The sequence below is a fragment of the Alphaproteobacteria bacterium genome (genome assembly GCA_035625915.1).
Taxonomy (GTDB): Bacteria; Pseudomonadota; Alphaproteobacteria; order JACZXZ01; family JACZXZ01; genus DATDHA01.
Genome location: DASPOR010000205.1, coordinates 19,191 through 38,207 on the forward strand (window position 1 = coordinate 19,191; position 19,017 = coordinate 38,207).

Consider the following 19,017-nt stretch of genomic DNA (forward strand, 5'->3'; position numbering starts at 1 on the left):
GCCGATGATATCGCCGCTCAGCCTTTGGCTCGGATATCTGAGGCGCGCGCCGCTTATCCTGTTCGTCGTTATCTACACCGTCGTGACGGGTGGGCCGTTCCTGTGGGTCGCACTCATGTCGCTCCGCACCACGCCGGAGATTTTCGGCGATCCCTACGCACTGCCGCAGCATTTCCATTGGGAAAAATTCGCCGACGCCTGGACGAAGTCCAATTACGGCACCTATTTCTGGAACAGCGTCATCGTCGTCTTCAGTGCCGTCGCAATTCTTACGGTGATTGGCGCCATGGTGGCGCATTGCCTCGCGCGTTATCGCTTCCGCGGCAGCCGTTTCGCGCGCCTCGCGATCCTCTCGGGCCTGATCCTCCCGCCCCAGCTTCTTATCCTTTCGCTCTTTCAGATCTTGTTGGAATACCGCCTTTACAACACGCTTATGGGCCTGATCGTGGTCTACGTTGCCGCGCACATCGCAATGACGGTTTACATCCTCGAGGGTTTCTTCGCGCAGATACCGCAGGATCTGTTCGATGCCGCGCGCATGGACGGCTACGCCGACTTCGAGATCTTCTGGCGCATTACGCTCCCGATCGGAGCGCCCGCGATCTTCACGACGGTGACGCTCAATTTCATCATCCTCTGGAATGAGTTCCTCTACGCCGTTGTCCTGTTGACCGACGACGACATGCGCACGTTACCCCTCGGCATCATGCATTTCATGGGCGGCCACCAGCTCGACGTCGGCATGGTGGCGACCGGGCTCATGATCGCCATAGCGCCGATCATTTTGCTCTATGCGTTCTTCTCCGAGACCATGATTAAGGGCATGACCGCGGGGGCGGTTCGCTAGATGGCGTGGGTGGCTGTCGAGAAATTGTGCAAACGCTACGGCGCAAGCGCCGATTTGGCGGTCAGGGACGTAAGCTTCACTGTCGCCGAGGGCGAATTCATCGTTCTCCTCGGACCCTCCGGATGCGGCAAGTCGTCGGTGCTGCGCATGATCGCTGGGCTCGAGCCGATCACCGCCGGTAACGTGTCGATCGACGGCCGAGTCATAAACGACGTCCCGGCAAAGGATCGCGATATCGCAATGGTGTTCCAGTCCTATGCGCTTTACCCGCATATGGATGTGTACAACAACCTTGCGTTCGGCCTGCGCCGGCGCGGCTTCTCCCGGGATGAGATCGATCGGCGTGTGCGGCTTGCGGCCGGAAAACTCGGGCTTGAGCCGTTCCTTGCGCGCAAGCCCCACGCCCTCTCGGGCGGGCAGCGCCAGCGGGTGGCACTCGGCCGCGCCATCGTGCGCCAGCCCAAGGTCTTTCTCTTCGATGAGCCGCTTTCAAACCTCGATGCAGCACTGCGCGTCTCGACTCGCAACGAATTGATCCGCCAACAACTCGAGATCGGCGTCACGACGATCTACGTGACCCATGACCAGGTCGAAGCGATGACCATGGGACATCGCATCTGCATCATGGACAAGGGCGAGGTCGTCCAGATCGGCCCGCCGCTCGAAGTCTATCGCAATCCGGTCAATACGTTCGTCGCCCGATTTCTCGGCAATCCGCCCATGAACATCCTGCAGGCGAAATTGAACAGGGGAAGCGATCGCCCCGACGTGCTGCTTGGCGATGTCCGCATTCCGCTTTCCGTTCACGTTGCGGCGGAACTGACGTCGTCCCTGGGACGCGAGGTTTTGCTCGGTATTCGCCCCGAAGACCTCTACGAAACAGCGCCCGCGGCCATCGCAGAACGGGCCGAGCCTGTCGCGGTGCGCGTCGCGGCGGTCGAACCCCTCGGTGCCGAGACTCTACTCTTGCTGACGCTCGGCGAGACAGGGCAGGAACTGACCGCCCGAATCGGACGCGAGACGAAGCTCAGGCCCGGCGCGCATGCGACAATGGCGCTCGACACCGGGGCAATCCAACTGTTCGACCCGATGACGAAGCGCGCGATCGGCGGGTATGCTTCGTCGTCAAGTGCCTGAGGGAGGCAGGAAAATGGCCGAGCCCAGCATCGTCGACACCCATGCGCACATCATCGACCCCGCGCGGTTTCCTTTTCCGACCGGCCCCGGTTACAAGCCAACCTCCGGCGAGACAGCGACGCGCGAGATGTTCGCCGCCGAGCTCGACGCGCATGGCGTCCGCCACGCCCTGCTTGTGCAGCTGAGCGGCTACGGCTACGACAATTCGGCCCTGCTCGACGCGATGTCGCATTATCCGGGACGGTACAAATCCATTGCCGTCGTCGATCCCGAAACGCCCGAGCGCGATCTCGTGGCCCTCGGGGAGCGCGGCGTCGTCGGCGTGCGCTTCAATCTCGTGACTTACCAGCCCGACGCACTCGCGGGGCGGGGTGCCGAGCGCTACCTTGCCCGGCTCAAGGCCCTCGGCTGGTTTGCCCAGGTCTTTGCCGACGACGCCCAGTGGCCTGCGGCGGCCGAAGTGCTCGGGCGAAGCGGGGTCCGCGTGCTCGTCGACCATTTTGGCGTGCGCGACCTCGCGCTCGGGATCGGCCAACCGGGTTTCCAGGCGGTACTCCGCCTCGGTCGGCAGGGCAAGGCGGCGGTCAAGCTCTCGGCCCCTTATCGTATCTCTCGCCAAAAGCAAGGCTTCACGGATCTCGACGACTACGCCGAGGCCCTTATCGAAGCGTTCGGAATCGATAATTGCGTCTGGGGTTCGGACTGGCCGTTCGTCAATTTCCCGGGCGGTTTCCGCTACGATACCGCACTCCGGTCCATCGAGCGCTGGATACCGGATCCGGTAAAGCGCGAGCAGGTGATGTGGCGGAACCCTCTCGGGCTCTTCGGTTTCGGAGGATAGGGCCATGGCGAAAAGGCGGAAACGGCCTCTGAACGTAGCCCTCGCGGGGGCCGGAATGATCAGCTGGTATCATCTGACCGCCTGGCGAAAATTGGGCTCGCGCGTGCGTCTTGTCGCGGTGTGCGATCCGGATGCGGGGCGTGCGAAGAAACGTGCCGATGAGTTCGGCATCGGCAAGACCTATCGCGAGCGCGATGCCATGCTCGACGAGGAAGAGATCGACGCACTCGATGTCGCCTCGCCGCGCGAGACCCACGCCGCCTGGGTCGAGGCGGCGGCGGCCCGCGCGATCGACGCGTTGTGCCAGAAGCCGATGACGCCGACACTTTCCCAGTCGGAGGCCCTCGTGCGCCGCGTCGCCGGCAAAATGCGGTTGATGATTCACGAAAATTGGCGCTTCCGGCCCTGGTTCCGGGAGCTCAAGCGCTGGATCGCCGGCGGCGACATCGGCGAGATCGTGCTCGGACGCATGGCGATGATCAATTCAGGGTTCCTGCCCGACTCCACCGGCCAGCGCCCGGCCTTCGTGCGCCAGCCCTTCATGCAGCACGAAGCGCGCCTGATGATCGCCGAGGTGCTGATCCACCATCTCGACACCATGCGCTATCTGTGCGGCGACCTGCGCGTCGTGGGCAGCCGCGCAACGCGCACCCTCGCGGACGTCACGGGCGAAACGGTTGCGGCGGTCTTTCTCGAAACGCCGTCGGGGGCGCCGGTCACCGTGACGGGTACGATGGCGGCAGTCGGCTATCCCGTGCGCCCGCCGGACCGGCTCGAGATCGTGGGGACGAAGGCGAGCGTCATGTTCGAGGACAACGAGCTGCGCCTACTCGGGTCCGAGCAGCGCTGCGTGAGCTACGACGCCGCCGAGGGATATCAAGGGAGCTTCGATGGCGTGATCGCGCACTTCGTCGATTGCCTGGAAAGTGGGGCGCCCTTCGAGACCGGCCCCGAGGATAACCTGGAGACCCTTCGCCTTGTCGAACATGCCTATTGGGCGGCGGGTTTGCACCAGTTGGGCGTAACACCGTCTTCCTGACGCAGCGCGTCCAAATCGCGCGCAAGCTAGTCGCATCCCGACACGCCATGTTATCGTCCTGCTGCGGCGAGAGTTTTTCGCCACGGTGATCTGAATCGCGATGTCGGGAGGCGACTTGGAAAAGGAAATCCTCGACAACCTGATCAATCCGTTCCTCCTGGTCTATGCAGCGCTTTTCCCCATCGTCAATCCGCTCGGCTCCGCACCCGTATTCCTGAGCTTTACACGCCACTGCTCGGCCCCGATCCGCCACGCACTTGCCTGGCGCATTGGTTTCAACGGATTCTTGCTGCTGCTCGGCTCCCTTTTTATCGGGTCCCACATTCTCAGTTTCTTCGGCATCACCCTGCCGGTCGTACGCATCGCGGGTGGTTTCGTCGTCACGGCAATGGGCTGGAAGATCCTCAATGAGGGCGATCAACCCAAGGAGGGTCAAGGTTTCAGCAGCATTACGGACGAAGGCTACGTCGAGGCGGCGTTCTATCCCCTCACCATGCCATTGACCGTCGGTCCGGGCTCGATCGCCGCCGCCGTGACGCTCGGCAGCCAGAGACCGCGCATCTTTCAGAGTTTCGCGCACCTTGCGCTGATCGGCAGTGCTGCCATCGTAGGACTCGTCGCGATCGCCGCGACGATCGTCATATGTTACCGGTTCGCCGAAAACATCGAACGGATGCTCGGCAGGACGGGAACCAACGTCTTCGTGCGCCTCTCCGCCTTCGTCCTTCTCTGCATCGGCGTGCAGATCATGTGGAACGGCTATAGCGGGCTGATCGTGCCGCCGATCGATTGAGGCTCGCTCGCCCCCGGCGAACGAACGCTGCCGCTTGCCGCCGCTCGTGTCATTATGGGTGCGGGCAAAGGTCGAGCGCGGACGCGTCATCGCTTCGGGGGTGCGATGGAGCTTGCGAACCAGTTCATCCTGCTCGGCGGCGCGCTGCTGGTGATAAGCATCCTTGCCGGCGTTGCGTCGTCGCGAATCGGCGCACCCTTGCTGCTCGTCTTCCTCGGCCTTGGCATGCTCGCCGGCGAGAACGGGCCTCTCGGCATCCCCTTTGACGACTTCAAGAGCGCCTACCTCATCGCGAGCGTGTCGCTCGCCATCATCCTCTTCGATGGCGGGCTCCGGACGCCCTTGGCGGCCTTGCGCATTTCCTGGCTGCCGGCGTCGCTCCTCGCCACCTTGGGGGTGCTCGTCACGGCAGGGGTTACGGGCGTGTGCGCGCGCTACGTCTTCGGCCTCGGCTGGCTCAACGCGTTTCTGATGGGGGCAACGGTGGCCTCCACGGATGCGGCGGCCGTATTCCTCCTTCTCCACCAGCACGGCATGGACCTGAAGCGTCGCGTCGCCACGACCCTCGAAATCGAATCGGGCGCCAACGATCCGCTGGCCGTGCTGCTCACGGTTCTTCTCGTCGGCATCATCGCGGCGGGCGGCAGCCGGTCCAGTTGGGAAGTGGAAGGCGAATTCCTGCGCCAAGTCGGTCTTGGCACGGCACTCGGCGTCGCGGGTGGGGGTGCTCTGGTGTGGGCGCTCAATCGCCTTGAGCTGGCACCCGGCCTCTACCCTGTCTTCGTTGCGGCCGGCGCCCTCGTCGTCTTCGGCGGCACGCAGGCGCTCGGCGGCAGCGGGTTTCTCGCGATCTATCTCGCGGGGATCATCGCCGGCAATCAGCGCCTGCGCGCGAACAAGCTCGTGCGGCGCTTTCACGACGGGATTGCCTGGGTCGCACAAATCGTCATGTTCGTGATGCTCGGTCTGTTGGTGACACCGCGCGAACTCGTGCCGGATCTGGTTCCCGCGACGATCGTGGCGCTCGCACTCATCTTCGTGGCCCGGCCAGTCGCCGTCTTCCTCTGCCTCGCCTTCTCGCGTTTCAATTGGGAGGAGCGGTTGTTCATCGCCTGGGTGGGCTTGCGCGGTGCCGTCCCGCTCTTCCTCGCGATCATCCCGATCCTCGGCGGCGTTCCCGACGCCCACCGCTACTTCAACGTCGCCTTCATCGTGGTCCTCGCATCCCTTCTCCTCCAGGGCTGGACGGTTCCCTGGATCGCGCGCCGGTTGGAAGTCGAGGTGCCGCCCATGCCGGAGCCGCTCGGCCGCATGGAGATCGACCTGCCGTCCCAGATGGATCGCGAAGTCGTCGGCTATACGGTGCGGAGCGACAGCCCCATCGCAAAGAGGCCACTCGACCGGATTGCACTGCCCAAACGCACGCGGCTCCTCGCTGTCATCCGCGATCGGAGTGTCATTCCCTTGCGCGAACTCGGCGAATTGCAGCCCGGCGATTCCGCCCTCCTGATCTGCCCTCCCGAGCATGCCCTTGCCGTCGACCGCCTTTTCTTGCCCCGGCGAAGGCAACGCAGCACCCGCGCCGAGGTCCAGCTCGCCGACTTCGTCTTTCGCGCGGACGCCCCTGTGGGCTCGATCGCGCACGAATACGACTTCCCCGCCACACGCGAGGAACTAGCCATGAGTCTCGGTCGGTTCGTCGAAAGCCGTCTCGACGAACAACCCTCGGTCGGCGATACGGTCGCGGCCGGTGCGGTGGAGCTCGTCGTGACCGACATGGACGGCGAGGAAATCGTCACGGTCGGCGTGCGTCTGGAGCACGCCCATCTCCATATCCTGCCCGAGGCGTTGGTACGCCGTCTCACCGGAACGCGACGGCGGCTCGGGCGTTCCATCGCTCGCTCCCTGAGGCGCTGAACGTTTCCGGTCGTCATGCCGCCAGAACTCGGATCCGGGGACTCGTCCCGATAAATAGCCTGCTCAGTACCGGCTATCGTATCCGCCCTGCTCCTTCGTGTGGGGTCCCCACGGTTCGCGCGCAAAGATACGGCGCACCATCGGCTCGAACGCCTCGAGCGGCATCGTGTCATAGTCCGGATCGAAGGACGTCTGATCGTACTTGGCGCAGAACTCGACGCACATCTCGTAGGCGGGGTGGCCACGATGCTTGTCGCGCGCGTTCCGGTCCAGCCCGAAGTGATGGAAATAATAATAGCCCTGGAAAAGCCCGTGCTGGCGGACTGTCCAGTGGGTATAGGGCCGGACATAGGGCTTGAGCATCGCGGCGGCGTATTCCGCGTGGTTCTCGGTCGCGAGCAAATCGCCGATGTCGTGGATGAGGGCGGCCACGACATATTCCTCGTCCCGGCCGTCGCGCTGCGCGCGTGTGGCGGTCTGGAGCGAGTGGACGAGTCGATTGACCATTTCGCCGCTGTAACTGTCGCGCAGAAGCGCCATGGCGGTCATGATGCGGTCCGGAAGCTTCGCTTCGAACGGCTTCATGTGCTCGAAGACGCGCTTGTATTCCTCTTTCGTGCCGTCCTCCATGCGCCGGTACTGCACAAGGGGTTGGGTCCTCACGTCGTCCGGCATTTTGGTCTCCCTTCCAGAAAGGTCTTCGACGACCGGTGAAATCGTAATGCGCCCATCAGCATAGCACCATTCCGTGACGCCGTTCAGCCGCCCGTCGGGGGCTTGCCGCTCGTCATACCCTTGAGCGCGCGTGGCGGGCGGGCCGCACCCCGAAATAGCACGCTCGCCTGGATTTCGACAGCGCGCTCCCACGCCGCAAGCTCGGCCGTACCCAGCTCAACCTCGGGCCTTGGATCGGCGTCGAAGTGGCCATAATCGTCGCGGCCGCGGACAAGGACCGCCGACTCGCGCGGATAATGCTGATAGGCGCGCGTCGGAATCATCTCGAGGAGGAACAGAATACGGCGGTCGGCACCGCGGTTCGGCTTGGACGAATGGATGATGGCGTTGTTGAACAAGGCGATCTCGCCGGGATCGAGCTCGAAGTCGACCGCGGCGGCACTTTCGACGGGGGCGTCGATATATTGCTCGCGCGAGAGGAGGCTGTCGGTTCCGAACGCTTCCTTGTGGGGCAAGAGAGGCCCGCGGTGCGAGCCCGGAATCGCGCGAATGCAGCCGTTTACGGCACGGCATGGGGAAAGTGCCAAGGCGACGATCACGACGATGGGCCGCACGTCGGCATAGGCCGTGTCCTGATGCCAGCCGGCAAAGACCTTGCCGTCCGCCGCCTTCGCGCGAAGCGAGGTACCCCAACACAGGATGTCAGGTCCGATCAGGTCCTCCGTCGCGTCCAGGATTCCCGGTTCGCGGATCATCTCGTCGACCCAAGGGCAGATCATGTGGGCCTTCTGGTCGAGCTTTATGCGCGCCTTGGGATAGTTCGCTTCAAACGCCTCGAGTCGCTCGCGATAATAGCGGGCGCGCGCCTCCGAGATCGCACGGATCGGCGACAGAAAGCCGTCACGCTCGAACGCAGCGACTTGGCTTTGCGACAGCATCCTCGGCATGGTTCGCCGTCCCATGTCGTTCGTATATACGAACGACGACCATATATTTGAACACTCTAACGTATGACACTATAGTAGGAAAGCCGGTCGGATGGAGCGCCAAATGGCATCGAGGCTCGATCGCAAGCAAATCTTCCCCGAGGTCGTGCTGCCGGACGCCCAGGCGCTGATCGCCGAAGGGCGCAAGACGGCCGAGACCGTGAGAGTCGGCCGCTCGCCCTTTCTCGAGACATACAGTGTCGAGTCCGAGGCGGCGTACAAGCGCCGGTGCGTGGCCGACGGCCGCATCATGATGCATGCCCAAATCGGCTTTCGCGACCATGACAAAAGCCGACGCGCCTATGCGGAAATCTGGGAGGCGCTCGATAAGGCCGGCTACCGTGTCGACCGCTATGGGATCTGTCTCGACTGGAGCATGGGTTATCCGAGCACCCTGAGGAAGAACATGCCGCGCGGCACGGGTCTCATCATGGACAGCGTCGAGGATTGGATCGCGATGACGAGCATGGCGCCCGCGGCCCCGCATTTCGGCGATTTCGTGATCGGCACGCCGGCGGCGTTCGAGAACACGGTCGCGGCATTGCTCTGCGGATCGACCTCGGTCGGCAATCTCGGGCAATATTTCGCCTTTCGCCAGCCCCATTGGGATGACGATGTTTTCACGACCGCCGAATCCCTCAAGGCGATCGCATTGACTGCGGCACAGCCGGTCGAGGTGATCGTTCACTCGAATCTGGATGACGGTTTCGCGTCCCTTTTCACGGATCTCGCCTGCTCGCTCGGCGCCATCCTGATCGAGCAATACATCGTGGACGAGCTGTGCGGCGGGCATGCGAGCTATTCCTTCGGCAACACCTACGCGCAGCCCTATCTCCGGCATGCGTTTCAGCGCGCCGCCCACAAGGTGACCCGCACGCCGGGCACGATGATCTATGGGGCGACGACCATGTACGGCCAGAGCCACGCGGCGAATTACGCGGCACTTGCGACCTATCTGCGCATCGATATCTATGGGCAGAAATCGCGCCCGGCCGGCCATGCCGTCAATCCGACGCCAGTGACCGAAGCGCAGCGGATTCCCGATATCGACGAGGTGATCGACGTCCATATCTTTGCGAACAAGCTCGTGGAACTGGACGAGCCGCTCCACGAGCTTTATCGAGACGACGAAATCGACGTCGTCGCGGAAAAAATCGTCGAGGGCGGCGAGCGCTTCAAGGCCAACGTGCTCGAAGGATTCGCCGAGGCGGGCATCGACATCCGCAATCCGTTCGAGATGCTGCTCGGGATTCGTCGCGTCGGCTCGAAGCGGCTCGAGGAACTCTTCGGGCCGGGCCAGCCGACCTCGGGCCGGTTGCGCGGGCGAACGCCCGTCGTCAAGTCCTACTCCATCGAGCAGTTGGAGGCGGCGGCAGGCGGCCTCGTGGCGGGGATGGAGGACCGTGTGCGGCAGAGGATTCGGAATGCGGGCTTCCGCGCCTGTGTGGCGACGACCGATGTTCATGAGTACGGCAAAATCCTGCTTGAAGCCGCTCTCGGCAAGCTCGGGGTAACCGTCATCGACGGCGGAACCTCGACCGATCCGAACGACCTTGCCCGGCAAATCGAGGCCGCAAATGCCGATTTCGTGGCACTCTCGTCCTATAACGGCGTCGCGCTGAATTTTGTCGCGGATTTGAAGTGCCACTTGGGGGATCTCGGCGTGACGGTGCCCATTTTCGTGGGCGGCCGGCTCAATCGCATTCCCGATGGAAGCAACACGAGCCTGCCCGTCGATATCGGCGATGAGCTTTCCGCCGCGGGTGCGGTCGTGTGCCGGAACGTCGAGACGATGCTCGGCCGGATGGAGGAAATGGCCCGGGAGCGGCTTGCGGCGCAGTCCCCTGGCGATGCGAAGGTTCTCCAATGAGGATCATCACGAACGAAAATGCGGTGGCGCGCGAAATTGCGAACCTGGTTGCGCGCCGCAGGCGCGGCTACAGCCTGGAAGCGCCTCTATACCTCGACGACGACGTGCTCGATTTCGACATGAAGGGCATTTTCGCCCGGCACTGGATTCATGTGGGTGCAACGCCGGAGGTGCCCGAGCCGGGGGACTACATCACGATCGAGATGGGGAACTATTCCCTGATCGTCGTTCGCGGCGATGACATGAAGGTGCGCGCGTTTCACAATGTGTGCCGCCATCGTGGCGCGCGAATCCTGACCGAGCCGAGAGGCTCTTTGCGCAAGGTGGTCTGCCGCTATCACAACTGGACCTACGAATTGACCGGCGCGCTCTGCCAGGCCGAGCACGTAGCCCCGGACATCGAGCGCGATTGCCTAGGCCTCAAACCCGTCCATCTGCGCGATCTTTGCGGCTTGATTTTCGTCTGCCTGGCGGACGAACCGCCGGCCGATTTCGATGAGATGGCGTGCATCGTCGAGCCCTATTTGGCGCCCCATCGGCTGGAGCAATGCAGGCTTGCGCACCAGATCGATCTGATCGAGGACGGAAACTGGAAGACCGTCATGGAAAACAATCGGGAATGCTATCACTGCAGCAGGCATCCCGAGCTCATGAAGACGTTCTTTCAATTCTTCGCCCACGCGGCGAGCGACGTGAAGCCGCGCCAAGCGGCGTATTACGAGCGATATAGGCGAATCCAGGGCGAGTTCGTCGACACCTGGAATGAGCTCGGGCTTCCCTGGAAGCTCGTCGAGCATCTCGATCACAGGGCGACAGCGTTCCGGGTCGAGCGCCTCGCTCTCGACAATCGCGGCGAATCCTACACGATCGATACGGCGATCGCGTCCAAGCGGCTCGTTGGCGGGTTTTCTGTCCCGCGTCTCGGCGCCCTTTCGCTCCACACGCAGCCCAACTCCTGGAATCACTTCTTGAGCGATCATGCGGTCATCTTCTCGGTCTTCCCGCTCGCACCCGAGCGAACCCTGGTGCGCACGAGCTGGTTCGTCCACAAGGACGCGGTCGAGGGCAAAGACTACGATCTCGACAACCTGACCCGCGTTTGGCGCAAGACGAACGAGCAGGACGCCACGTTCGTCGCCTGGTCCGGGGCCGGCGTGCGAAGTGCGGGCTATGAGCCCGGCCCTTTCTCGCCGAACGAAAACCAGGTCGAGAAATTCCTCGACTGGTACATCGAGCGCATGGCCGCCTATCTCGACGAGCGGCTCGCGATCCCCACGACTCCCGCAATCGCGCAAGGTGCGGGACGCGGTTCTCTTGCGACACATATTTAGATCGCGGCAGGTCGACAGGGCCGTGATCCACAGGCCCGTGATCCGATGCCGGCCGTACCGACGGAGTCTCGGCGTTCCCGCTCCCCTTCCGCGACGGCTCTGGCGTCGCGTTCAATGACGACTGCGGAACGCACGCGACTTTCGCGACGACAGCCCGCGCCTCGTGCGGCGACCCGAATCCCGAGACTCCTCTGCCTTCTGGCCGGAGAGCCCGAGGGGACGACGCTTTCCCGCCTCAGTGCAACGAGCGGCACGCCCAAGAGCAGCCTCCTTGCCTTGCTGCGCGCGCTGACCGAGAGCGGCTTCGTGCTTCATCGCGACGGGCGATATGCGATTGGCCCGGAGGCGGTCAAATTGGCGTCCTCGATCGTCGCACTCAGATCCTTTCCCGACATCGCCATTCCCGTTGTCGATGCGCTCGCCGACGCGACGGGTGAAAGTGCATTGCTGGCGGAGCTTGCCCCCGACGGCGCCGCTGCAGTCTATATCTATAAGGCCGAGAGCAAGAGCGCCTTGCGCTTCATCGCCGAGGTCGGCTCGCGAGAGCCGCTTTATGCGTCGGCCGTCGGCCGAGTCCTGCTCGCGTTTCAGCCGAAGGTGTTTCGGGACCGCTACGTCGCGCATACCAAGCTCATCCCCCTCACGTCCAGAACGACGAAGTCCAAGGCGGAACTTCGCCGGATCGTGGACGCCGTGTGCCGCGAGCGTCGGGCTGTCTCGTTCGAGGAAACGATCGAGGGGGTTGCCGGTATCGCTGCACCTGTTTTCGACAGGACGGGCAATCTTCTTGCGGGCCTCGTGATCGGAGCGCCCGTCGCACGTGCGCAGCCGCGCGTCGAAGCCTTGGCGAATGAGGTTGCCAACGCGGCCGACGAGATTTCCCGCCTGATGGGATATTCGAAAAATCGCCCATCTAGCGCCTCGTGAAGTTTGGGGGTTATCGTGGGTCTCGATTTGGCGCGCTATCGACGCCATTCAATCGCAAGGGACGGTAGGCATGGAAGCGATCGCGGTGCAGTGCTGCATTGCTGGCGGCGGTCCCGCCGGAATGATGCTTGCTTATCTTTTGGCCCGCGCCGGCGTCGAAGTACTCGTTCTCGAGAAGCATGCCGATTTTCTCCGCGACTTCCGCGGCGATACGATCCACCCTTCGACCCTCGAGATCATGGCCGAGTTGGGGATTTTGGATGAATTCCTGAAACTGCCGCACCAGAAGGCATTTTCGCTCGGCGCTCAGGTCGGCGGCGCCGAATTCACCTTTGCCGAATTTTCCCATCTGCCGACCCGCTGCAAGTTCGTGGCATTCATCCCCCAATGGGACTTTCTCGACTTCATCGCCGAGCAAGGAAAGCGCTATCCGTCGTTTTCACTGCGCATGTGCTGGAATGTGACGGGCTTGATCGAGGAGTCCGGCGGCGTTGTTGGTGTACGGGCGACGACGCCGGAGGGTGAGGTTACGATTCGTGCGGACCTCGTTGTCGGTGCAGATGGCCGGCACTCGACCGTGCGAAAGGAGGCCGGACTCGAAACACTCGATCTCGGCGCTCCCATGGACGTGCTCTGGTTCGGCATCCCGCACCGCCCCGGCGATCCGGATGAAACCATGGGCCGCTTCGATGCAGGGCGGATCTTCATCATGATCAATCGCGGCGATTCGTGGCAATGCGGCTTCGTCATTCCGAAGGGCACGATCGAGGGAATACACGCGAAAGGCCTGCCGGCGTTTCGCAACGAGGTCGCGGCACTCGCACCCTTTGTCGATGACCGTGTCGAGGCACTCGACGACTGGGCGAAGATCCAGTTGCTCACCGTTCGCGTGGACCGCTTGCGCCGATGGTATCGCGCCGGTCTTCTTTGCATCGGCGATGCGGCCCATGCGATGTCGCCAATCGGCGGCGTCGGGATCAATCTCGCGATCCAGGACGCGGTGGCTGCCGCCAACGTGCTTGCCGCACCGCTCCGGCGAGGCCGCCCGGTCGGCGATCTCCTGCGCCGCATCCAGGAAAGACGCATGCTGCCCACGCGGATCACCCAGCGGGTCCAGTTGGCGATCCAGGATCGCGTCGTCAGCCGCATCTTCGAGCGCAAGGTGGCCATCGCACCCCCACTCTTCCTACGGCTCGCGGCCCGCTTCCCGGTCTTGCAGCGGATCCCCGGCCGCTTCGTCGGCATGGGTTTCCGGCCCGAGCATGTGCAAAGCCCGGAAGCGGAAAGAATCAGTGGCTAGTGTGTGGCCTTGAATCCGAAATTCGCTCACGATCCCGCACTCAGCCGTGGCGAATTTCGGATTCGCCACACGAGAAAGCTCGCCGCACTTGCGTTGCCGCTCGCCCTCGGCGCTTGTGCGCCGGCTCACGTGCCGGATTTCGCCGAGAAGCCCTTCGAGCCTTTCAATCGAGAAGATACGGTGGCGATCGCGATGCGCGAATGGCGGCTCTTCGGCGAGCCCGTCGACGATGCCCCACCCGACGCGCGGCCGAATCCACCACCGGAGCAAAAGCCCGAGCGCTGGCCCGGCCTTTGGGAGCGCGTCGGCGAATATTGGTGGATTGGGCAGGACCCCGGCATCCCGGAAGTGGGGTGGACCGGCAAGCACGACCAGAATGGCCGGGTCTTTCCCTATCTGGAGGACGGCGAATACGCGTGGTCGGCGGCGTTCATCTCCTACGTGATGCGCATCGCCGGGGCTGGCTCCCGCTTTCCCTACTCGCCAAATCATTCGACCTACGTCAACGCCGCCGCGGCGCACCGCTCGCCCATCCTGCGCGCCTGGTCGCCCGAAGCCTATGCGCCAAAACGCGGCGACTTGATCTGCCGCGGGCGTCTTTGGGCGAGGAAGCTTCGCTTGAGCGACCTTCCGACCGCCGATTTCTGGCCGGGACACTGCGCCATGGTCGTCGCGGTCGATCGCGAGACGCTGGGCACGCTTGGCGGCAACGTCAATGACGCCGTGACCATGGTTCACGTCCCCGTGACTTCGAGTGGAACGCTGGCGACACCCGACGGCGCGGTCCTCGACCAGCGCTACCATTGGTTCGTCGTGATCGAGGTTCTCTATGACGCCGAGGCCGAGCCGGAAGCGGACAAGTGAGTCGGGAGTCACGACGCGGCATCTCGTTCGGTGGGCATGAAGTTCCCATGATTTTTGGCGGCGGCCACATTTGGGAACTTCCAGTCCGAAGCGCACGCTGGAATCGATATATTGATCGGGTGGCGCGGGTCCCGTGCAGGAGGATGAGTTTATGATGGCGGTTGAAATTTCCCCTCGCGCGGCGATCTGGCATGAGCTCGTTGCGGGCCGGCGTTCCATCCGTCGCTATGACGCGACACCGGTTGCGGCCGACATGATTCGCAGGATCCTGAGCGCCGGCTGCTGGGCGCCGTCCGGCCACAATCGCCAACCCTGGCGATTTGCGGTACTCGAGGGTTTCGAGCAGAAGGACCGTCTCGCCCGCGCCATGGGCGAGCGATTACGCGCCGACCGCGGTCGCGATGGCGACGCGGCGGCGGCGGTCGAGCAGGACGTGGCGCGTTCCTATCGGCGAATTACCGATGCGCCCGTTGTGATCGTGATAGCGCTCGACATGGTTGACATGGACCGCTATCCCGATGAGCGGCGCCGGAAGGCCGAATATTTGATGGCCGTGCAAAGTACGGCGATGGCCGCACAGAACCTCCTGCTGGCATCCCATGCCGAGGGTCTCGGTGCGTGCTGGATGTGCGCCCCGCTCTTCTGCCAATCGACGGTCGCGGAAGCACTGGCACTGCCACCGGGATGGGAGCCCCAGGCCCTCGTCACCTTGGGTTGGCCGGCGGATGGGGGCAAGCCGGTCACGCGAAAGCGCCTCGATGACGTGATCTGGACGGCGGGCGGCGGGCGGGTGCCCGAATGAATGCGGTTCCCGTCGATACCTCGCGGTGCGATATCGCGATCCGGTCCGATGGGATCGGCTCACGCTCTCGCAGCTTCGCTTTTACGGGATTTTCAGCGACGGATCGGCGGTTCCTTCGTCGGACGATGCCACGAGTTGCGAGGGTTCGAGCAAATCGGTTTCGATCGATATGCAATCCCCGCGATAGATGATGTCGGCCACATAAATGGCGACCCCTTTGCGGTTGGTCACGACGCAATGAGCCTCCGCCGTCGGCGCGTTCAGCGGCACTTCGAGAAGCCGGGCCGTTTCCGGGTCCGCGGTTCCAATGACAAGGGTCTGGCGCGCCCGAGCGATCTGGATGTTTGGCAATGACGCGACGATGGGAAGGGCGGTGCGGGTGCGGAACCCATAGGGGTCCTGTTTGAAGACATCCTCGGCAATATGGAGGCTGACCAGCGAATAGGGATGCCTGTGGCGCGACTGTAAGCTGCGCATGTACACGTAGTCCTTGGCAGGCACACCGTCGCCGAAATTGAGCTTGGGCGGTCGTACCGGCAAGCTCACGGGAAGGAACTTGGGAACGTTCCCTTTGATGGTTTCGATCAACGAGGACCAGGTGGTGTTGAGCTTGAGCCAGCGGCGATCGCCAGCCCCCTCGGCGACAAAGGTTCCCTTGCCTTGCTGACGGCGGACCCAACCCTCCTTTTGCAGGAGATCGACAGCCTGTCGCGCCGTCACGCGCGCGACCTCGAATTCTTCCTGTAGCTCCTCGAGCGTGGAAATCTGAGCGCCGGGCGTCCAATGCCCTTCCTCGATGCGACGGCGCAGCGTCGTCGCAAGCTGGATGTAAAGCGGCACCCGGCTCAATCGGAATGTCTTTGCCCATGGACCCATTTTCGATCGCCTTTATCTGGTTTTCGTTTGCACCCAATCGATCGGCGCATGTTCATTCTTTACTCATGGCCCGATACCGCGCCGCTGATCAGGTTGGTGCGGTAGAGCACATCGAGATCGAGCCCGGTCGCCGCTGCTGCCGGCGCCACCGTCGACATGAGCGCTTGAAATTCCGCCTCCTGATCGCGGCGAAGCCGCTCCGCCGTCGCGACGTCGACGATTGAAAATCGCATCGTGTCGCCCGTCCGGCGGCGGCCGACGGCCGCAAGATCGGCCGACACGACGGTCGCGATCTTGGGATAGCCGCCGGTCGTCTGATGGTCCGCCAGGAGAAGTATCGGCTGGCCCGATCCCGGCACCTGGATGGCGCCCGTCGCAATGCCATCGGACACGATGTTGTATCCGTCGCGATGCTGGAGGAGAGGCCCGTCGAGTCGCATGCCCATGCGGTCGGCATTCTTGGATACGCGATATTCGGCGCCGACCAGGCATTCGATGGCCTCGTCCGTGAAGTGATCTTCCTGTGGACCGAGCACGATCCTGACCGGTCGGTCGCGCTCGTGCGGTGGAGGATGCGGGATGCGGATTTCGCCGCGATCCTCGACACGCTCCCGGTGGAGTGCTAGCAGATCGCCTTGGCGCAAAGGACGACCATTGAAGCCGCCGAAGCCGCCACGCACGTAGCTCGAGGCACTGCCTAGGCATGGCTCGACCGCGAATCCGCCCTCGACCGCCAAGTAGCAACACGCGGAATCGCCGAGCTGCGTTGCCCGGAAGACCTCACCCTGCCGAAGCGAAAGGCTGCGCCATCCGCCAAGCTGCCGGGGGCGCTCGCCGACCAGCTCGAGTTCGGCATCCCCGCCGGCAAGGCCGACGCGAACGGAGTCGGCGCGCACTTCGAGCACGGGAGACTGATAGAGAATTTCGAGGGCCGCCGTATTTTCCGGATTGCCCGCGAGGCGATTGGCGGCGCGAAGACTGAGCGCGTCGAGCGCACCCGAAACCGGCACACCGACATCCTGGTAACCGAACCGGCCAAGGTCCTGGATCGTGGTGTAAAGGCCGGGTGCGACGACGCTGAGCGAGGCGTTCACGCAACCATCCTCTCGTGCGGGACCTCATATCGCCCATCTGCCACGGCGGCACGGATCGCCGCATAGTCGTCCTCGCCGATCGGATCGAACTTGACGGCATCGCCGGGTGCAAAGAGTGCGGGTCGGGTCGAGGCGAGGTCGAACATGACGATCGGCGTCGTCCCGATGAGATGCCAGCCGCCCGGGCTTTCGATCGGATAGATGGCGGTCATCGCCATCGCGATGGCGACCGAGCCCGCCGGCACGCGCAAGCGCGGATCGACCTGCCGTGGCAACGCGAGACGCTCGGGCAAGTCGCCCATATAGGGAAATCCCGGCAAGAAGCCGATCATGTAAACGTGGTATTGAGTACGCGAATGAAGCTCGACGACTTCCGCCGTCGTGAGATTCGTCCGCTCGGCGACGGTGGCGAGATCGGGGGCGTAATCGCCTTCGTAGCAGACCGGGACCCGCCAGAGCCGCTGGCGCTGCTCGAGCCGCCCCGCCGCATCGAGAAGGGTGCCGATTGCGTCGACCAGTGTTGCGGAACTCGTTTGCAAGGGGTCGTAATGGACCATGAGCGAGCGAAATGTCGGGACTGTCTCGATCACGCCGGTGAGGCCTGAGGTGCGTATCCGCATGCTCAGGCGCAGGACCCGCTCGCTGACGCCGCGGTCGATTTGCGAGCCGAACTCGACGACGATGGCGCTATCGCCGGAAGGCAGAAACTTGACCGTCAACGTCCTGCACCCGATCCCGCAAGGCCCTGGCCGAGCGGCCTTGGCGACCGACGAACCAGTTGATTCGCCAAGAAGGCCTATCTTATTATCGTCTCAATGTTGGTACCACATGGGGCGGAAAAAAACCAGCGCCCGCTCCACCGACCCATGTGAGCGATGGGCGGCGGTCAGCGAGGCCGGGCAGCCCAACGAAGCGGCGAGGAAGGATCGAGCGATGGCCAAAGAAGTCAATCTGAACGCGGACATGGGCGAAGGCTTCGGCGCCTACAAGATCGGGAACGACGATGCCCTTCTCGACATCATCGGCTCCGCCAGCATTGCCTGCGGCTTCCACGCGGGCGACCCCAACACCATGCACCATCTGGTGACCCAGGCCAAGGCGAAGGGCGTGAGTGTCGGCGCCCATCCGGGCTTCAACGACCTCTGGGGTTTCGGTCGTCGGCGCATCGACATGTCCGTTCGCGACCTCGAATACATGGTCGCCTACCAAATCGGCGCACTCCAGGGCTTGGCCGCCTACGCCGGCACCAAGGTCACGCATCTCAAAGCGCACGGTGCACTCAACAACATGGCCGCGGAGAACCTGGAAATCTCGCTCGCGATCGGGCGCGCCATCAAGACGGTCGACCCGGCCATCATCTACGTGGCCCTCGCGGGTTCGCAAATGGAGGCGGCTGCCGTTAAACTCGGGCTTCGCCTCGCGCGCGAGGGGTTCTGCGACCGGCTCTATGACGACGACGGCAATCTTACCTCGCGGAAGATCGCGGGTGCGGTGCTGCACGACGCAGAAGAAATAAAGAATCGGGTCGTTCAAATGGTGCTCAACGACGAAATCGTGTCGCGCAACGGCAAACGCCTGCCGCGCAAAATCGACACACTCTGCGTGCACGGGGACGAGCCGAGTGCGGTCGAGGCGGCGCGCGCCGTGCGCAAGGGCCTCGAGGCCGCGGGCGTGCGGGTCATTCCGCTCACGGAGATGAGACTTACTTAGTGTGGCGA

18 protein-coding genes are annotated in these 19,017 nt (G+C 63.5%); 13 read left to right on the plus strand and 5 right to left on the minus strand.

The window, feature by feature from the left end; genetic code table 11:
- Positions 1–4: 4 nt before the first annotated feature.
- From VEJ16_16420 to VEJ16_16445, 6 genes are all read left to right on the plus strand, one after another.
- Positions 5–847 carry a carbohydrate ABC transporter permease gene (locus VEJ16_16420; GenBank protein ID HYB11248.1) on the plus strand — a complete coding sequence of 281 codons (843 nt, stop codon included), beginning with the start codon at positions 5–7 and terminating at the stop codon, positions 845–847.
- Positions 848–1,984, plus strand: coding sequence for an ABC transporter ATP-binding protein (locus VEJ16_16425; GenBank protein ID HYB11249.1), 1,137 nt, complete (start codon positions 848–850; stop codon positions 1,982–1,984). It begins immediately after the preceding gene.
- Between the two features lie 13 nt (positions 1,985–1,997).
- The gene (locus VEJ16_16430; protein HYB11250.1) at positions 1,998–2,825 is read left to right on the plus strand and encodes an amidohydrolase family protein; all 828 of its coding nucleotides are present in this window, start codon (positions 1,998–2,000) and stop codon (positions 2,823–2,825) included.
- Between the two features lie 4 nt (positions 2,826–2,829).
- Positions 2,830–3,864 carry a Gfo/Idh/MocA family oxidoreductase gene (locus VEJ16_16435; GenBank protein ID HYB11251.1) on the plus strand — a complete coding sequence of 345 codons (1,035 nt, stop codon included), beginning with the start codon at positions 2,830–2,832 and terminating at the stop codon, positions 3,862–3,864.
- 115 nt (positions 3,865–3,979) lie between these two features.
- Positions 3,980–4,657 carry a MarC family protein gene (locus VEJ16_16440; GenBank protein HYB11252.1) on the plus strand — a complete coding sequence of 226 codons (678 nt, stop codon included), beginning with the start codon at positions 3,980–3,982 and terminating at the stop codon, positions 4,655–4,657.
- A 105-nt stretch (positions 4,658–4,762) separates the two neighbouring features.
- Positions 4,763–6,574, plus strand: a complete 1,812-nt coding sequence (locus VEJ16_16445; GenBank protein HYB11253.1) for a potassium/proton antiporter — start codon at positions 4,763–4,765, stop codon at positions 6,572–6,574.
- Positions 6,575–6,637: 63 nt separating this feature from the next.
- On the opposite strand, the gene VEJ16_16450 is transcribed toward VEJ16_16445, so the two are convergent.
- Both VEJ16_16450 and VEJ16_16455 read right to left on the minus strand, forming a co-directional pair.
- A complete protein-coding gene (locus tag VEJ16_16450) occupies positions 6,638–7,249 on the minus strand; it encodes an HD domain-containing protein (protein HYB11254.1) in 612 nt (203 codons plus the stop codon).
- A gap of 83 nt (positions 7,250–7,332) precedes the next feature.
- Complete coding sequence (locus VEJ16_16455) at positions 7,333–8,196, minus strand: phytanoyl-CoA dioxygenase family protein (GenBank protein ID HYB11255.1); 864 nt, start codon at positions 8,194–8,196, stop codon at positions 7,333–7,335.
- Between the two features lie 103 nt (positions 8,197–8,299).
- Here VEJ16_16455 and VEJ16_16460 point away from each other — a divergent pair, with 103 nt between their 5' ends.
- The 6 genes from VEJ16_16460 to VEJ16_16485 all read left to right on the plus strand — a co-directional run bounded on the left by VEJ16_16460 (position 8,300) and on the right by VEJ16_16485 (position 15,329).
- A complete protein-coding gene (locus VEJ16_16460; GenBank protein ID HYB11256.1) occupies positions 8,300–10,105 on the plus strand; it encodes a cobalamin-dependent protein in 1,806 nt (601 codons plus the stop codon).
- Positions 10,102–11,436, plus strand: a complete 1,335-nt coding sequence (locus tag VEJ16_16465; GenBank protein ID HYB11257.1) for an aromatic ring-hydroxylating dioxygenase subunit alpha — start codon at positions 10,102–10,104, stop codon at positions 11,434–11,436. The genes VEJ16_16460 and VEJ16_16465 overlap by 4 nt, the downstream gene beginning before the upstream one ends.
- Positions 11,437–11,550: 114 nt before the next feature.
- Positions 11,551–12,363 carry an IclR family transcriptional regulator gene (locus tag VEJ16_16470; protein ID HYB11258.1) on the plus strand — a complete coding sequence of 271 codons (813 nt, stop codon included), beginning with the start codon at positions 11,551–11,553 and terminating at the stop codon, positions 12,361–12,363.
- 70 nt (positions 12,364–12,433) lie between these two features.
- A complete protein-coding gene (locus tag VEJ16_16475; GenBank protein HYB11259.1) occupies positions 12,434–13,663 on the plus strand; it encodes an FAD-dependent oxidoreductase in 1,230 nt (409 codons plus the stop codon).
- Between the two features lie 9 nt (positions 13,664–13,672).
- Positions 13,673–14,527 (plus strand): DUF2272 domain-containing protein, encoded by an 855-nt coding sequence (locus VEJ16_16480; protein ID HYB11260.1) that lies wholly within the window; start codon positions 13,673–13,675, stop codon positions 14,525–14,527.
- A 151-nt stretch (positions 14,528–14,678) separates the two neighbouring features.
- Entirely contained in the window at positions 14,679–15,329 is a 651-nt protein-coding gene (locus VEJ16_16485) for a nitroreductase family protein (protein HYB11261.1), read from the plus strand.
- Positions 15,330–15,410: 81 nt separating this feature from the next.
- On the opposite strand, the gene VEJ16_16490 is transcribed toward VEJ16_16485, so the two are convergent.
- The 3 genes from VEJ16_16490 to pxpB are packed head-to-tail and all read right to left on the minus strand — an operon-like array spanning position 15,411 to position 18,018.
- Positions 15,411–16,205: a GntR family transcriptional regulator gene (locus VEJ16_16490; GenBank protein ID HYB11262.1), complete on the minus strand. Its 795-nt coding sequence runs from the start codon at positions 16,203–16,205 to the stop codon at positions 15,411–15,413.
- Between the two features lie 59 nt (positions 16,206–16,264).
- Entirely contained in the window at positions 16,265–17,299 is a 1,035-nt protein-coding gene (locus tag VEJ16_16495; GenBank protein ID HYB11263.1) for a biotin-dependent carboxyltransferase family protein, read from the minus strand.
- On the minus strand, positions 17,296–18,018 hold the full coding sequence (gene pxpB, locus VEJ16_16500) for a 5-oxoprolinase subunit PxpB (protein ID HYB11264.1): 723 nt from the start codon (positions 18,016–18,018) through the stop codon (positions 17,296–17,298). Before pxpB ends, VEJ16_16495 begins: the two co-directional genes overlap by 4 nt.
- Before the next feature lie 214 nt (positions 18,019–18,232).
- On the opposite strand from pxpB, the gene VEJ16_16505 reads away from it, so the two are divergent.
- Positions 18,233–19,009, plus strand: a complete 777-nt coding sequence (locus tag VEJ16_16505; GenBank protein ID HYB11265.1) for a 5-oxoprolinase subunit PxpA — start codon at positions 18,233–18,235, stop codon at positions 19,007–19,009.
- Positions 19,010–19,017 lie beyond the last annotated feature (8 nt).

Bases quoted from the DNA above. Each gene is read 5' to 3' on its own strand.
- VEJ16_16420 (HYB11248.1), top strand. From the start codon at position 5: ATGATATCGCCGCTCAGCCTTTGGCTCGGATATCTGAGGCGCGCGCCG.
- VEJ16_16425 (HYB11249.1), top strand. From the start codon at position 848: ATGGCGTGGGTGGCTGTCGAGAAATTGTGCAAACGCTACGGCGCAAGC.
- VEJ16_16430 (HYB11250.1), top strand. From the start codon at position 1,998: ATGGCCGAGCCCAGCATCGTCGACACCCATGCGCACATCATCGACCCC.
- VEJ16_16435 (HYB11251.1), top strand. From the start codon at position 2,830: ATGGCGAAAAGGCGGAAACGGCCTCTGAACGTAGCCCTCGCGGGGGCC.
- VEJ16_16445 (HYB11253.1), top strand. From the start codon at position 4,763: ATGGAGCTTGCGAACCAGTTCATCCTGCTCGGCGGCGCGCTGCTGGTG.
- VEJ16_16450 (HYB11254.1), bottom strand. From the start codon at position 7,249: ATGCCGGACGACGTGAGGACCCAACCCCTTGTGCAGTACCGGCGCATG.
- VEJ16_16455 (HYB11255.1), bottom strand. From the start codon at position 8,196: ATGCCGAGGATGCTGTCGCAAAGCCAAGTCGCTGCGTTCGAGCGTGAC.
- VEJ16_16460 (HYB11256.1), top strand. From the start codon at position 8,300: ATGGCATCGAGGCTCGATCGCAAGCAAATCTTCCCCGAGGTCGTGCTG.
- VEJ16_16465 (HYB11257.1), top strand. From the start codon at position 10,102: ATGAGGATCATCACGAACGAAAATGCGGTGGCGCGCGAAATTGCGAAC.
- VEJ16_16470 (HYB11258.1), top strand. From the start codon at position 11,551: ATGACGACTGCGGAACGCACGCGACTTTCGCGACGACAGCCCGCGCCT.
- VEJ16_16475 (HYB11259.1), top strand. From the start codon at position 12,434: ATGGAAGCGATCGCGGTGCAGTGCTGCATTGCTGGCGGCGGTCCCGCC.
- VEJ16_16485 (HYB11261.1), top strand. From the start codon at position 14,679: ATGATGGCGGTTGAAATTTCCCCTCGCGCGGCGATCTGGCATGAGCTC.
- VEJ16_16490 (HYB11262.1), bottom strand. From the start codon at position 16,205: ATGGGTCCATGGGCAAAGACATTCCGATTGAGCCGGGTGCCGCTTTAC.
- VEJ16_16505 (HYB11265.1), top strand. From the start codon at position 18,233: ATGGCCAAAGAAGTCAATCTGAACGCGGACATGGGCGAAGGCTTCGGC.